Origin of the sequence: Streptomyces ortus (assembly GCF_026341275.1) — a bacterium.
GTDB lineage: Bacteria > Actinomycetota > Actinomycetes > Streptomycetales > Streptomycetaceae > Streptomyces > Streptomyces ortus.
This window is the reverse complement of record NZ_JAIFZO010000002.1, coordinates 5222447-5235443: the sequence shown is the minus strand read 5'-3', so window position 1 is coordinate 5235443 and position 12997 is coordinate 5222447. Positions and strand designations below refer to the sequence as shown.

At 70.7% G+C, this 12997-nt stretch carries 11 protein-coding genes and 1 other RNA gene; 2 read left to right on the top strand and 10 right to left on the bottom strand.

The window, feature by feature from the left end; translation table 11 throughout:
* The first annotated feature begins 2 nt into the window (after positions 1–2).
* Positions 3–1007: a LacI family DNA-binding transcriptional regulator gene (locus tag K3769_RS26510; protein ID WP_267028792.1), complete on the top strand. Its 1005-nt coding sequence runs from the start codon at positions 3–5 to the stop codon at positions 1005–1007.
* 79 nt (positions 1008–1086) lie between these two features.
* Here the strand turns inward: K3769_RS26510 and dacB are convergent, their stop codons facing one another.
* The 6 genes from dacB to ftsE all read right to left on the bottom strand — a co-directional run bounded on the left by dacB (position 1087) and on the right by ftsE (position 6881).
* Positions 1087–2718 carry a D-alanyl-D-alanine carboxypeptidase/D-alanyl-D-alanine endopeptidase gene (dacB, locus tag K3769_RS26505; protein ID WP_267028791.1) on the bottom strand — a complete coding sequence of 544 codons (1632 nt, stop codon included), beginning with the start codon at positions 2716–2718 and terminating at the stop codon, positions 1087–1089.
* Between the two features lie 84 nt (positions 2719–2802).
* Positions 2803–3192: a transfer-messenger RNA gene (gene ssrA, locus K3769_RS26500) on the bottom strand.
* Between the two features lie 151 nt (positions 3193–3343).
* Positions 3344–3877: an SsrA-binding protein SmpB gene (smpB, locus tag K3769_RS26495; protein WP_189775199.1), complete on the bottom strand. Its 534-nt coding sequence runs from the start codon at positions 3875–3877 to the stop codon at positions 3344–3346.
* A 116-nt stretch (positions 3878–3993) separates the two neighbouring features.
* Positions 3994–5160 (bottom strand): S41 family peptidase, encoded by a 1167-nt coding sequence (locus K3769_RS26490; RefSeq protein ID WP_267028790.1) that lies wholly within the window; start codon positions 5158–5160, stop codon positions 3994–3996.
* A 67-nt stretch (positions 5161–5227) separates the two neighbouring features.
* A complete protein-coding gene (gene ftsX, locus K3769_RS26485) occupies positions 5228–6145 on the bottom strand; it encodes a permease-like cell division protein FtsX (protein ID WP_267028789.1) in 918 nt (305 codons plus the stop codon).
* Positions 6146–6191: 46 nt separating this feature from the next.
* The gene (gene ftsE / locus K3769_RS26480) at positions 6192–6881 is read right to left on the bottom strand and encodes a cell division ATP-binding protein FtsE (RefSeq protein WP_149514170.1); all 690 of its coding nucleotides are present in this window, start codon (positions 6879–6881) and stop codon (positions 6192–6194) included.
* A gap of 248 nt (positions 6882–7129) precedes the next feature.
* Between ftsE and K3769_RS26475 the strand changes: the two genes are divergently transcribed.
* Positions 7130–7324, top strand: coding sequence for a hypothetical protein (locus tag K3769_RS26475; RefSeq protein WP_107015898.1), 195 nt, complete (start codon positions 7130–7132; stop codon positions 7322–7324).
* A 129-nt stretch (positions 7325–7453) separates the two neighbouring features.
* On the opposite strand, the gene K3769_RS26470 is transcribed toward K3769_RS26475, so the two are convergent.
* The 4 genes from K3769_RS26470 to K3769_RS26455 form a co-directional block, all read right to left on the bottom strand.
* Positions 7454–8104 (bottom strand): LPXTG cell wall anchor domain-containing protein, encoded by a 651-nt coding sequence (locus K3769_RS26470; RefSeq protein WP_267028788.1) that lies wholly within the window; start codon positions 8102–8104, stop codon positions 7454–7456.
* 314 nt (positions 8105–8418) lie between these two features.
* A complete protein-coding gene (gene prfB, locus K3769_RS26465) occupies positions 8419–9525 on the bottom strand; it encodes a peptide chain release factor 2 (RefSeq protein ID WP_267028787.1) in 1107 nt (368 codons plus the stop codon).
* 230 nt (positions 9526–9755) lie between these two features.
* The gene (locus tag K3769_RS26460) at positions 9756–11063 is read right to left on the bottom strand and encodes a serine/threonine-protein kinase (RefSeq protein WP_267028786.1); all 1308 of its coding nucleotides are present in this window, start codon (positions 11061–11063) and stop codon (positions 9756–9758) included.
* Between the two features lie 192 nt (positions 11064–11255).
* A complete protein-coding gene (locus K3769_RS26455; protein ID WP_267028785.1) occupies positions 11256–12941 on the bottom strand; it encodes a serine/threonine-protein kinase in 1686 nt (561 codons plus the stop codon).
* Positions 12942–12997: the final 56 nt, after the last annotated feature.

The window sequence follows — 12997 nt, the reverse complement described above, 5'->3', positions numbered from 1 at the left end:
GCATGGTGAAGATCACCGATGTGGCCCGGCACGCGGGGGTCTCCCCCAGCACCGTCTCGTACGCGCTGAGCGGCAAGCGCCCGATCTCCGAGGAGACCCGGCAGCGCGTCGAGGACAGCATCCGCGAGCTGGGCTACCGGCCGCACGCGGGTGCCCGGGCCCTCGCGAGCAGCCGGTCGAACGTGCTGGCGCTCGTGGTCCCGCTGCGGGCCGGCATCCACGTGCCGGTCGTCATGCAGTTCGCGGTGTCCGTGGTGACGGCCGCCCGCCGCCACGACCACGACGTGCTGCTGCTCACCCAGGAGGAGGGCGAGGAGGGGCTGCGGCGGGTCGCGGACACCGCCCTCGTGGACGCGCTGATCGTGATGGACGTCCAGCTCCACGACGCACGCCTGCCGTTGTTACGGGCCCTGGACCGGCCCTCGGTCCTCATCGGCTTCCCGGCCGAGGCCGACGGTCTGACCTGCATCGACCTGGACTTCGAGGCGGCGGGCGAGCTGTGCGTCGAGCATCTGGCGGGGCTCGGCCACCGGGTGATCGCCCTGGTGGGCTCACCGCCCGAGGTGTACGTGCGCGAGACCGGGTTCGCCCAGCGGGTCGTCCGGGGCTTCACCGCGGCGGCCGACCGCAACGGCCTCTCCTCCTCGGTCCACCCGTGCGAGGCGGACCCGGCGGCGGCCCGGCAGATCGCCGAGCGGCTCCTGCGGGAACGGCCCGCCCTGACGGGGGTCGTGGTCCACAACGAGCCGGTCCTGGAACCGCTGATCGACGCCTTCGAAGCGCTCGGGCTGCGGGTGCCGGGCGATCTGTCGGTCACCGCGATCTGCCCGGACGAGCTGGCCGGCCGCGTCCGCGTGCCCGTCACCTCCGTCGCCATACCGGCCGCCGAGGTGGGCGCCGGATCGGTGGAGCTGCTGATGAAGAAACTGGGTGGCGCGCCGGTACCGCAGGCCACGCTGCTGCCGCCCCGACTGACGGTACGAACGAGCACCAGGTCGCGCCCCTGACCCGTGTCCGACGTCCATTCGTGCGACGTCGGTGGGGGCGGCGCCGAACAGGCCGCCGCCCCCACCGCGCCTCACTCCCTCAGCACCTTGCCGGTTTGCGCCACGAACACTCCAGGTCCGTGGTCCGCTCGGCCGAGCGCGCGCCCGGACCCGTCGGCTTCACCGTCGCGGTCGCGTCCGCCGTGGACCGGGCGAGCGTCACCACGATCGCGTCCTCCAGCGGCTTCACTGACGCGGCGAGGTAGTTGTTGAGCACGATGCTGTAGACGAGTTCGCGTCCGTCCGCGTCCTTCACGTACCCGGAGAGCGCGGACGCCCCGGTCAGCGAACCGGTCTTGCCGACCGCGTTGAGGGCCGCGGGCGTCCCGCACATCCTGGTGCGCAGGGTGCCGCCCACGAAACGCTCGGGGGCGCAGGCGACCGGCAGGGACGTGCGCCAGGCGGCGTACCAGGGCTCGGCCCGTACCGCGAGCAGCAGCTTGGCGAACTGCCCCGCGGTGAGGTTGTTCATCCGGGAGAGCCCGGAGCCGTCGACCTGCCGCAGCTTGCCCGGGTCGACGCCGACGCCCTTGAGGTAGCCGCTGACGGCGGCGAGCCCGGCGCTCCAGCTGCCTTCTCCGGAGACCTTCAGGCCCATGGTCTTGGTGAGGATCTCGGCGTGCATGTTGTTCGACAGCTTCATGAACGGGATCAGCAGGTCCTTCAGCGGCATGGAGGCGTGCGAGGCGAGCCGCCGGGCCGTCGCGGGGGTGGCGCGGCCGAGCCGGGTCGCGCCGGTCACCTGCACGCCGTGCGCGGTGAGCGCGTCACGGAACACGGCGGCGGCGTAGCCGGTGGGCTCCCACACGCTGACCCACTCCTGGGCGCCGGAGCCGCCGACCGGGGTCGTACCGCTGACGACGATCGTGTTGGTGCCGTGCTCGCGCTCCACGGTGAGGTCGTTCGCCCCGCCCGCGGCGACGGTCGTGGCCCGTACGTCGAAGTTCACGTACGTCGTCTTCGGGGTGACGGTGACCTTCGGTTTGTCACCGGCGGCGGCACCCGGGGCGACCTCCACGATCACCGAGCCGGTGTCGTAGTCGGTGTCCGGGGCGACGCTCAGCGCGCTGATCTGCGCCGAGTAGTACGAGGACTCGTCGTCGGCCGCCCAGGCGCGGCCCAGGCGGTTCCGGTCGAAGCGGGTGTCGTCGGCCAGGAGCCGCCCGTCGACGCGGCTGACGCCGGACGCGGCGACCTGTGCGGCCAGGGAGTCGTAGTCCGCGGCCAGGGCGGTCGGGTCGCCGGTGCCGCGCAGATACAGGTCGCCCTTGAGTGTGGCGCCGTGCCGGCGGCCGGCCGCGAGGACGTCCGTGGTGAAGGTGTGGTCGGGGCCGAGGATCTCCATCGCCGCGGCCGAGGTGGGCAGCTTGGTGTTGGAGGCGGGCATCAGCCGTGAGGTGGGCGCATGCTGGTAGAGCAGGTCCCCGCTCGCGGCCTCGGCGACCACGACGCTCGCCGCCCCGCCCTCCATCCGGCTGTCCCCGAGGATGGTGTCGATGGCCTCCGGCAGCCCGCTGGTGCCCGGGTCGGCTCCGGCGGGCGCGCTCCAGCCGAGCCCGGCCACCAGCACACCGAGCACCACGGCCCAAGTCCACGCCCGTCGGCGCGGCTTGTGAGATCTGTTGGTCTCTCCGGTCTCTCCGGTCTCTCCGGTCTCTGCGAGTCGTCTCATGCGACAGCAGCATCCACGACGAAGGCCCCGCTGCCTATGGCAGCGGGGCCTTCGCTTCTGACCGGTCATGCTGTGAACATGGGAAAGTGGAGATGGCGGGAATCGAACCCGCGTCCAACGGTGCAGAATCAGGGCTTCTCCGAGCGCAGTTCGCTTAGATTTTCTCAGCCCCGGAGATCACGCGAACAAGTCTCCGACGGGCTCAGTCACTGTTTGATTTCCCGTCCGACCCCGTGACCGGGCCGGACGGTTTAGTTCCCTTGATTATGCCAGGATCCGAGCCGGGAACACTCTCGGGCTGACACCCATTAAGGGTCCTTCACTCGTTACTTAATTAAGCAGCGAGGGCGAAGGACTGGGAATCGCTCTTGGAATTGGCGATTATTGGTTGCGACATATGGTTAACGAGATCATTGCCGCTTCCTCGGCTCGCTTCCCCTGCTTCGACAGCCGCTGTCGAAACCGATCATCCCCATGTTGTTTTTTCAAATCCCTCCGGAGAGGGCCCTCCGAGGAGGGTGCGTGCACCCGCTGTGGGGTGCGTTGCCATCGTACGTGACCAACGCACGTCGATGCCACTGTATTCCCGGCGGCCGGCCGCCGGGCGCCGTCGGGTGCCCGCTCGCTACTCGCCGCGCTGCTTGCGCTTGACCGCCGCGATCGCCCGGTCCGACTCACGCCGGTCCTGCTTCTCACGGAGGGTCTGGCGCTTGTCGTATTCCTTCTTGCCGCGGGCCAGCGCGATCTCGGCCTTCGCGCGGCCGTCCTTGAAGTACAGGACGAGGGGCACGATGGTGTGGCCCGTCTCCTCCGACTTCGAGGCCAGCTTGTCGATCTCCTCGCGGTGCAGGAGCAGCTTGCGCTTGCGGCGCGCGGAGTGGTTGGTCCAGCTGCCCTGGCTGTACTCGGGGATGTGGGCGTTGTGCAGCCACGCCTCGTTCCCGTCGATCTGCACGAAGCCGTCGGCCAGCGAGGCGCGCCCCTGGCGCAGCGACTTCACCTCGGTGCCGGTGAGCACGAGCCCGGCCTCGTAGACATCGATGATCGCGTAGTCGTGCCGGGCCTTCTTGTTCTGCGCGACGATCTTGCGCTTGCCGTCCTTGACGGCGGCCTTGGCGCCACCTCCCTGCTTCGGCTGGGATTCCTTCGGTACGTACATGCCCTTGCTCATAGTGCTGGCCATTTTCGCACTACAGGGGGGCCGGAGGGAAAGCCGATTACGCGACGTGCGGGCCGGTGGCCGCGCGGGGCGTGTGCGGGCCTCTCACTCGGCGGTCATTCGGCGTCCCCGAGCCCGCTCAGGACGGTCTCGGCGCGCTCCAGCGCGCCCTCCTCGGCCTCCAGGTCGGGGGTGATGCCCCGGGCGTCCACCGTGCGCCCGGAGGGGGTGCGGTAGTGGCCGACCGTCAGTTCGGCGACCGAGCCGTCCGGCAGCCGGCTCGGCATCTGCACCGAGCCCTTGCCGAAGGTCCTGGAGCCCACGACGACCGCGCGGCCACGGTCCTGCAGCCCGCCGGTGAGGAGCTCCGCCGCGCTCATCGTGCCGCCGTCGACGAGCGCGACCAGCGGTCTGGCGGTGTCGCCGCCGGGATCGGCGTGCAGGGCCTTCTGGTCGCCGTTCACGTCGTACGTGGCCACCAGGCCGCCGTCGAGGAAGGCGGAGGCGGCGGTGACGGCCTCGGTGACCAGGCCGCCGGAGTTGCCCCGCAGGTCGAGGACGATCCCCTCGTCCGCGGGCGCGTCGGCCACCGCGGTCCGTACGAGGTCCCCGGAGCCCTTGGTGAAGGCGGCGACCTTGATCACGGTGACGCCGCCGGGAAGCTCGCGCACGCTCACGGAGTCGGTGGACAGCCGCGCCCGGCGCAGGGTCTCGCTCCACGCGTGCGTGCCGCGCTGCAGGCCGAGGTCGACGGTGGTGCCCGCGTCGGCGCCGGTGGCGTCGCCCCGCAGCAACGAGACGACCTCGGTGACGGGCCTGCCGTCGACGCGGTGGCCGTCGACGCTGCGCAGCCGGTCGCCCTTGCGGATCCCGGCGGTCGCAGCGGGCGAGCCCGACCGGACCCGGGTCACCTCGATGCGTCCGCCGCGCTCGCGCCGGGCCCAGAGGCCGACTCCGGTGTACTGGCCGTCGAGGGCGTCCTCGAACTCCTCGTACTCGCCCTGGGAGTAGACGGCGCCCCAGCGGTCGCCGCTGCGGCTGACGGCCCGCTCGGCGGCCTCCACGGGCGACTTGCCGTCGGCCATCGCCTCGGCGGCGGCGTCGGCGACGTCGCCCTGGTGGCCCCCCTGCGCGGTACGGGCCGCCGGGGTGACGGATTTCCGGCCGGGGGTGTCGAACGCGCCGGTCGCGGCGCCCGCCGCGAGGACGCTCGCGAAGACCAACGTCAGGGCCGCCCCGCGGCGGATGCGGCGGGGCTGACAGAACAGGTCACGGCCTGACATGCGGGTGAGTCTAGGACAACGAGAAGGGCCGTACCGGCGGTTGCCGGTACGGCCCTCTTGGCATGTGTCACACCTTCAAGTACTTGCGCAACGCGAAGAACGCGGCCAGCGCGGGCATCAGAAGGCTGGTGGCGAGGATCAGCGGCAGCTTCGTGAGAACGGCGTCCCAGCCGATGAAGTTGATCAGATTCAGCTTCTCGGACAGGGCTAGGCCGTGGTCGATGATGAAGTACCGCGCGATCACCAGGAAGGCGCAGGCGACACCACCGCCGATCAGTCCGGCGACGGCGGCCTCCATGATGAACGGCGCCTGGATGTAGAAGCCGGAGGCGCCCACCAGGCGCATGATCCCGGTCTCACGCCGACGACTGAAGGCGGAGACGCGCACGGTGTTGACGATCAGCATCAGCGCGACGACGAGCATCATCGCCATCACCGCCCGCGCCGCCCAGTTCATGCCGTTGAGCAGCCCGAAGAGGTTGTCGAGGATGCCCTTCTGGTCCTGCACGGACTGCACGCCGTCACGGCCATCGAAGGCGGTCGCGATGACCTGGTACTTCTCCGGGTCCGTCAGCTTGACGCGGAAGGACTCCTGCATCTGGTCCGGGGTCAGCGAGGCCGCCAGCGGGGAGTCGCCGAACTGCTCCTTGTAGTGCTTGTACGCCTCGTCGCTCGACTCGTGCGTGACGTTGTCGACGACGGCCATCTTGCCGAGGTCGGTCTCGATCTGCTTCTTCTGCTCGCTGGTGACCGCCCCCTTGGCGCAGTTGGGGTCGGACTCCGCGTCGGACTTGTTGCAGAGGAAGATCGAGACGTTGACCTTGTCGTACCAGTAGCCCTTCATCGTGCTCACCTGGTCGCTCATCAGGAGCGAACCACCGAACAGGGCGAGGGACAGGGCGACGGAGACGACGACCGCGAAGGTCATCGTGAGATTGCGGCGGAGACCGACACCGATCTCCGACAGAACGAACTGGGCGCGCATGGCGTCTTCTCAGGCCTTTCCGTGGACGGACGCGTGGGACTCGCGGTCAGTGCTGATAGCCGTAGACGCCGCGCGCCTGGTCGCGGACGAGGCGACCCTTCTCCAGCTCGATGACGCGCTTGCGCATCTGGTCCACGATGTTCTGGTCGTGCGTCGCCATCACGACGGTGGTCCCGGTCCGGTTGATCCGGTCGAGCAGCTTCATGATGCCGACGGAGGTCTGCGGGTCCAGGTTTCCGGTGGGCTCGTCCGCGATCAGCAGCTTGGGCCGGTTCACGAACGCTCTCGCGATGGCCACGCGTTGCTGCTCACCGCCGGACAGCTCGCCGGGCATCCGGTCCTCCTTGCCGCCGAGGCCGACGAGGTCGAGCACCTGGGGCACGGACTTGCGGATCTCGCCCTTGGACTTGCCGATCACTTCCTGCGCGAAGGCGACGTTCTCGGCGACCGTCTTGTTGGGCAGGAGGCGGAAGTCCTGGAACACGGTCCCCAGCTGGCGGCGCATCTGCGGCACCTTCCAGTTGGAGATGCGCGCGAGGTCCTTGCCCAGTACGTGCACCTGCCCCTGGCTGGCCCGCTCCTCGCGCAGGATCAGCCGCAGGAAGGTGGACTTTCCGGAGCCGGATGACCCCACGAGGAACACGAACTCGCCGCGCTCCACCTCCAGGGAGACATCCCGGAGAGCGGGGTGGGTCTGCTTGGCGTAGACCTTGGAGACATTGTCGAATCGGATCACGGATGCACCACAGGCCGTCGGGGGTATGGGGGCTAGATGAGCGTGACCTTACGCGACCCGGGTAGGCGCGCGCAGGCGCGGAGGCGGGTTGCACAAGGGTTGTGGGCATTTGTACCGGGCACATAAGGAAAGGGCCTCGCCCCAGGGGAACCCGCGCACCTTCTGGCGGAACCTGGCACAGTGGACTGGGAACGTATCCGTCCCCGAAAGCGTTGTGTCCGTTGAACCGGTGCAAGGAGGGCGAGCGCATGACGTACGACCGGCTGGTGTGCGCGAACTGTGCCGCGCCCGTGAACGAGGGCCGCTGCCCCGTGTGCCGCGCGAACCGCGCACGGCTGCAGAACGAGGGCCCCCTGGGCGGTGGGCTCAACCCCATGACCCTGATCGCGCTGCTCGCCATCCTGATCGCGGCGGTGGCCCTGCTGGCCCACCAGACCGCATAGACCGCTCAAGGGCCAGGTAGAACCCACAGCGGTCGGTCAGTCGGTAGACCTCACAAGAAGGGCCCGGAGCCGATGGCTCCGGGCCCTTCCCGCGTCACATCTCATGCGTCATGCGTCACACGTCATGCGTCAGGCAGCTGCGCCGCGGCCGTTCACGAGGCGCGGCAGCATACGGAAGCCGATGCCGCCGGCGATCATCGTCGCGGCGCCGATCAGCAGGTAGGTGATGTTCTCGGCGGCACCGGTCTCGGCCAGCTCGCCGCCGGTGCCCTGGGCGGAGGTGTCCGAGCCGGTGTCGGTCAGGCTCTCCTTGCCCGCACCCTGCTCGACGACCTGGGAGCCGGCACCGTCGGCGCTGTCGGCGCTGTTGTCGTTGCCACCGCCGTTGCTGTTGCCGTTGCCGTTCCCGCCGCCGGTCCCGTTCTCGCCGCCGTTGCCGGGCGTGGTCGGGTCGTCGGTGGGCTCCTCCGTGGGCTCAGTGGGCTCCTCGGTGGGGTCGGTGGGCTCCTCCGTGGGGTCGGTGGGGTCCGTGGTGGGCGGGTCCGTCGGCGGGTCCGTCGGAATCTCGGTCGGGTCGGTCGGCGGCGGGGTCGTCGGGTCGTCGGCGGAGATACCGACGGCGACACCGCCCTCGTCGACGCTGGCGCCGACGTTCAGCCCGGCGACGTCGACACCCACGTCGAGCGCCGAGGCGGCACCGGCGGCGGTCAGAGAGGCACCGGCGGCGATCACGGCGCCGGCGGCTATCCGCGCGATCCGGATCCGCGTCTTCTTGGTCATCTGGTTGCTACCCCCAGTAGCTCATCGTCAGTGGTGCAGCGTCCGGGGCCGCGACCTCGGGGATGGCCCAGTGGGGCCCCCGGTTCACACGCGCCCCAGAAATACGCATGCCACGCGTCAGCTTTCCCATCTTTCAAGACATCGTCAAGGCCGTTGCGACCGCGATGTCCAGATCAAGGTCTTTTGACCGGCACAGCGTCATGTGAGTGTGATGCAAAACCCACACATCGCTCACCAGAGCGCAGCAGAAAGGGCAACTGCCGTCCACTGGACCGCAGTTGCCCTGTCGACAAAACGACGTCCGGGAAAGTCGCTTACTTCTCCTGCTGCTTGCGCCAGCGAATTCCGGCCTCCAGGAAACCGTCGATCTCACCGTTGAAAACGGCCTCGGGGTTTCCGACTTCGCATTCCGTGCGCAGGTCCTTGACCATCTGGTACGGGTGCAGGACGTACGAACGCATCTGGTTGCCCCAGGAGTTGCCGCCGTCGCCCTTGAGCGCGTTCATCTTGGCCTGCTCCTCCTGGCGGCGGCGCTCAAGGAGCTTGGCCTGGAGGACGTTCATCGCGGACGCCTTGTTCTGGATCTGCGAGCGCTCGTTCTGGCAGGAGACGACGATACCGGTGGGGAGGTGGGTCAGCCGGACAGCGGAGTCGGTGGTGTTGACGCCCTGGCCGCCCGGTCCCGACGACCGGTACACGTCCACGCGCAGCTCGGACTCGTCGATCTCGATGTGGTCGGTCTGCTCGACCACGGGCAGGATCTCGACACCGGCGAACGACGTCTGGCGGCGGCCCTGGTTGTCGAACGGCGAGATCCGCACCAGGCGGTGCGTCCCCTGCTCGACGGAGAGCGTCCCGTAGGCGTACGGGACGTGGACGGCGAAGGTGGTCGACTTGATGCCGGCCTCTTCCGCGTACGAGGTCTCGTAGAGCTCCGTCTTGTAGCCGTGGCGCTCGGCCCAGCGCAGGTACATCCGCTGGAGCTTCTCGGCGAAGTCGGAGGCGTCGACGCCTCCTGCCTCGGCACGGATGGTGACGACGGCCTCACGGGCGTCGTACTCCCCGGAGAGCAGGGTGCGGACCTCCATCTCGTCCAGGGCCTTCTTGACGGCGGTGAGCTCGGTCTCGGCCTCGGCACGGGTGTCCGGGTCGTCCTCCTCCTCGGCCATCTCGAACAGCACGCTGAGATCGTCGATGCGTCCGCGGAGGGTTTCGGCCTTGCGCACCTCGGCCTGGAGGTGGCTCAGCTTGCTGGTGATCTTCTGCGCCTCATCGGGGTCGTCCCACAGGGACGGCGCCGCCGCCTGCTCCTCGAGCGCGGCGATGTCCGCCCTCAGCTTGTCGAGGTCCAGGACGGCCTCGATCGACTCCATGGTCGAGGAGAGGGACTTGAGCTCTTCGGAAACATCGACGACTGCCACGCCCCCCAGCGTAACGGCTCCGCCAACTTGGACGGCCCTGGCCGTGGGCTCCGCAACCGCCCGGGGGGCCGAAAGCCTTTGTCTGCGGGCCGGTGGGGGCTGGCCGCGCAGTTCCCCGCGCCCCCTAGGGGGCGGGGGTTCCACCCCTGAAACCCCTGAAGGGGCGCGGGGAACTGCGCACCCGGGGGCCAGGGGGCGCAGCCCCCATGCGTGACGAGACCCACCCCCACTCACCCAGGGGCGCGGGGAACTGCGCACCGGGGGCCAGGGGGCGGAGCCCCCATGCGGTGTCGGACTCCCGCGGTCAGGGAGAGGCAGGCGCGCTGCTCTCTGGTCGGAGGGCGAACCACCCCGTCGTTCCCCGACGTGGCCAACCACGCCCACCCCCACGGCCGCGACGAGCGCCACCCCGCCACCCCCAACGTGATCCTCCGCCGCCGAGCGGAAGCGCGATGCCGCGCGGACCCCGGCCGCGGCGCCCCCCCGCCCGGGGCGCCCGCGCGGTACCCAGCGCACCCCGCCAGCTCGTCCGGCCCCGGCACCCGCATGGACGTGTGCGTGTCCCGGTTCGAGTCCGGCTTGGCCCCCGGCACCAGCGGAACGGCCCCGCGCCGCACCCGCTCCCGCGGCGCCTCCGGCTCGGCGGCGGGCGCCGCGTCCTCGTAGGCCCCCTCGGCCTCCCCGTCGGGCTCGTCGACGTCCAGCGGCGGCATCCCGGCCAGCAGCGGCAGCTGCTCACGCAGCCGCTCCCCCAGCTCGGACGCCCGCAGCCGCGACGCCGGCGCCTTCGCCAGACACTGCACGAGCAGCTGCCACAGCTCCTCCGGGATCCCGGGCAGCGGGACGACGGTCTCGGTGACGTGCCGCCGCAGCACCGCCCCCGGATGCCCGCCGCCGAAGGGCGTGAAGCCCGCGAGCAGCTCGTACAGCACGGTCGCCAGCGCGTAGATGTCGACGGCCGCCCGCGGGGGCAGCCCCTCGATGATCTCCGGCGCCAGGTAGTCCGGCGTACCGATGATCTTCGTCGCGCGGGTGCGCCGCGGTGAGTCGATGAGTTTGGCGACGCCGAAGTCCGTGAGCAGCGCGGGGTGCGAACCGCCGGGCCCGAGCGGCCCCTGCATGTCGAGCAGCACGTTCTCGGGCTTCACGTCCCGGTGCACGACGCCCGCCGCGTGCGCCGCGGCGAGCCCGTCGGCGACGTCGGCGACGATCGCGACGGCCGCCTCGGGCGCGAGGCGCCGCTCCCGGTCGAGCCGGGTCCGCAGGTCCGTGCCGCGGACGAGGTCCATGACGAGGGCGAGGTCGGTGCCGTCGACGACCAGGTCGCGCACGGAGACGACGTGCGGATGGTCGAGGCCCAGCAGGGCCGTCCGCTCCTGCACGAACCGTCCCACCAGCTCCTGGTCGGACGCCAGGTCCTCGCGCAGCAGCTTGATGGCGACAGGCCCCTCGGGGCCCTCACCCAGCCACACCGTGCCGGCGCTGCCCCGTCCCAGGATCTGGTGCGCGGTGTACCGGCTGCCGATCTTCCGTACCAAGACTGCTCCTACGGGCGCGTGTTGGCGACAAAACTACGCGCCCGAAGCACCAACCTTCACTTCCGGGACGGAAATCACCCCCCAGGTGTCGACAAATCCCCAGAACCGCAGCGCGATTCCGGGGATTCGGGGGGGGGAGCGAGCGCATGCCGGCAAGCTCGTACTACGACTGCCTCAGGGACCTCAGGGATCTCAGTTGAGCCTTCCGACCCACTCGGAGACCTTGCCGTACCAGTCCCCCAACTGCTCCCAGTAGCCCTTCGACGTGCCGATCCAGCCCTGCAGCGGGCTGAACTCCCAGATCGCCCAGCCGGCCACGACCAGGATGACGATCGTGAACAGGCACCCCTTGAGGCAGCCGAGTCCGGGGATCTTCATCGGGTTGGCGCTGCGCTGCCGGGGCTCGCGCGACGGACGCGGCGCGGGCTGCTGGGGCTGCTGCGGCGGCGCGGAGTACCGCTGGGGCTGGGGGGCCTGCTGCTGAGGGGCGTACCCCTGCTGCCCGCCCTGCGGGTAGCCGTATCCCTGCTGGTTCTGGGGCGGCTGCTGCTGGTTCCGCTGCCTGCGCTGTCCGCGCGGCTGCGGCTGCTGGGACGGCGGCTGCTGCGGCTGCTGCTGGGGCGGCTGGGCTACCTGCCGCTGCGGGCGGCGGCGCAGCGGGTCCTCGTTCGGGTCGAGGTACGACTGCACCTGCGTCGCCTCGTTGCGGTCGCGGGCCGCGCGGAGCTGGTTCTGCCAGGGGTGCGGGTCCTCGGGGCCCGCCCCGGGCTGGTTCGGCGGCACCGGCGGCAGCACGGCCGTCGGGTCGGCGGCGCCGCGGTGGGGCAGTACGGCCGTCGGGTCGGCCGCGCCCGCGCCGGTGTGCGGCAGGACGCTGGTCGCGCCGTTCGGGTCGTACGAGGCGGCGCCCTGCGGCAGCACCTGGGTGGGGTCGGCGGCGCCGAACTCGCCGGGCACGGCGGCGGGCGCCGGGTCCGGGGCGAGGAGTACGCCCACGGCCTCGGCGGCGGCGATCTGCGCGGAGTTCGCGTGCACCCCGATGCCCTCGGCGACCGTACGCAGACCGCGGGCGAGGTTCTCGGCGCTGGGCCGTTCGTCGGGGTTCTTGCGCAGACAGCGCTCGATGACGGTCCACAGCGGGTCGGGGACCGTGGAGGGCCTGCGGGGCTCGGCGCTCAGGTGCTGGTGGAGGACTTCGAGCGCCGAGCCGCCACCGAACGGCGGACGGCCGGTGACCAGCTCGTACAGCATGATTCCGGCGCCGTAGATGTCGACAGCGGAGGTCTGCGGGCGGCCCTCGGCGGACTCGGGCGCCACGTACGCGGGCGTGCCGACGAACTCGTGGGTCCGGGTCAGGCCCGGGGAGTCGGCGAGGCGGGCGATGCCGAAGTCCGTCAGCAGCGGGTGCATCCGGCCGCCCTGCTGCTGGAGCAGGACGTTCGCCGGCTTCAGGTCGCGGTGCACGACACCGTCGGCGTGGCTGGCGGCGAGCGCGTCGGCGACCTGGGCGGTGAGGAGGGCCGCGGCGACCGGCGAGAACGGGCCGTTCTCGCGCAGATAGCGGTGCAGGTCGGGACCCTCGATCAGGTCCATGACCAGCGCCAGCAGATCACCCTCGACCACGAGGTCCCGTACGCGCACGATGTTCGGGTGGGTCAGGCGGAGCAGGACGGAGCGCTCCCGCAGGAACCGCATCACGATGTCGGGATCGCTCGCGAGCTCCTCCTTGAGGACCTTGATCGCCACGGTCTCGCCGGGCTGACCGGCCACGGCCGCCTCGGCGCCCGCCGCCTCGCGCTGGCTGGCACGCCAGACGGTGCCCGTGGCGCCGCGTCCGAGCGGCTCCTCCAGGAGGTACTTGCTGCCTACCGGCCGCACGTCATGCGCTCCCTGTTGCTTGCTTGGCTGGTCCGTCCACCGTGCTACGGGTGGTT

What these genes read in the sequence shown, in the direction of transcription:
- K3769_RS26490 (WP_267028790.1), bottom strand. Translation starts at nt 5,160, where the DNA reads ATGTCAGGCCGTGACCTGTTCTGTCAGCCCCGCCGCATCCGCCGCGGG.
- ftsX (WP_267028789.1), bottom strand. Translation starts at nt 6,145, where the DNA reads ATGCGCGCCCAGTTCGTTCTGTCGGAGATCGGTGTCGGTCTCCGCCGC.
- K3769_RS26510 (WP_267028792.1), top strand. Translation starts at nt 3, where the DNA reads ATGGTGAAGATCACCGATGTGGCCCGGCACGCGGGGGTCTCCCCCAGC.
- K3769_RS26475 (WP_107015898.1), top strand. Translation starts at nt 7,130, where the DNA reads ATGACGTACGACCGGCTGGTGTGCGCGAACTGTGCCGCGCCCGTGAAC.
- dacB (WP_267028791.1), bottom strand. Translation starts at nt 2,718, where the DNA reads ATGAGACGACTCGCAGAGACCGGAGAGACCGGAGAGACCGGAGAGACC.
- K3769_RS26470 (WP_267028788.1), bottom strand. Translation starts at nt 8,104, where the DNA reads ATGACCAAGAAGACGCGGATCCGGATCGCGCGGATAGCCGCCGGCGCC.
- smpB (WP_189775199.1), bottom strand. Translation starts at nt 3,877, where the DNA reads ATGTACGTACCGAAGGAATCCCAGCCGAAGCAGGGAGGTGGCGCCAAG.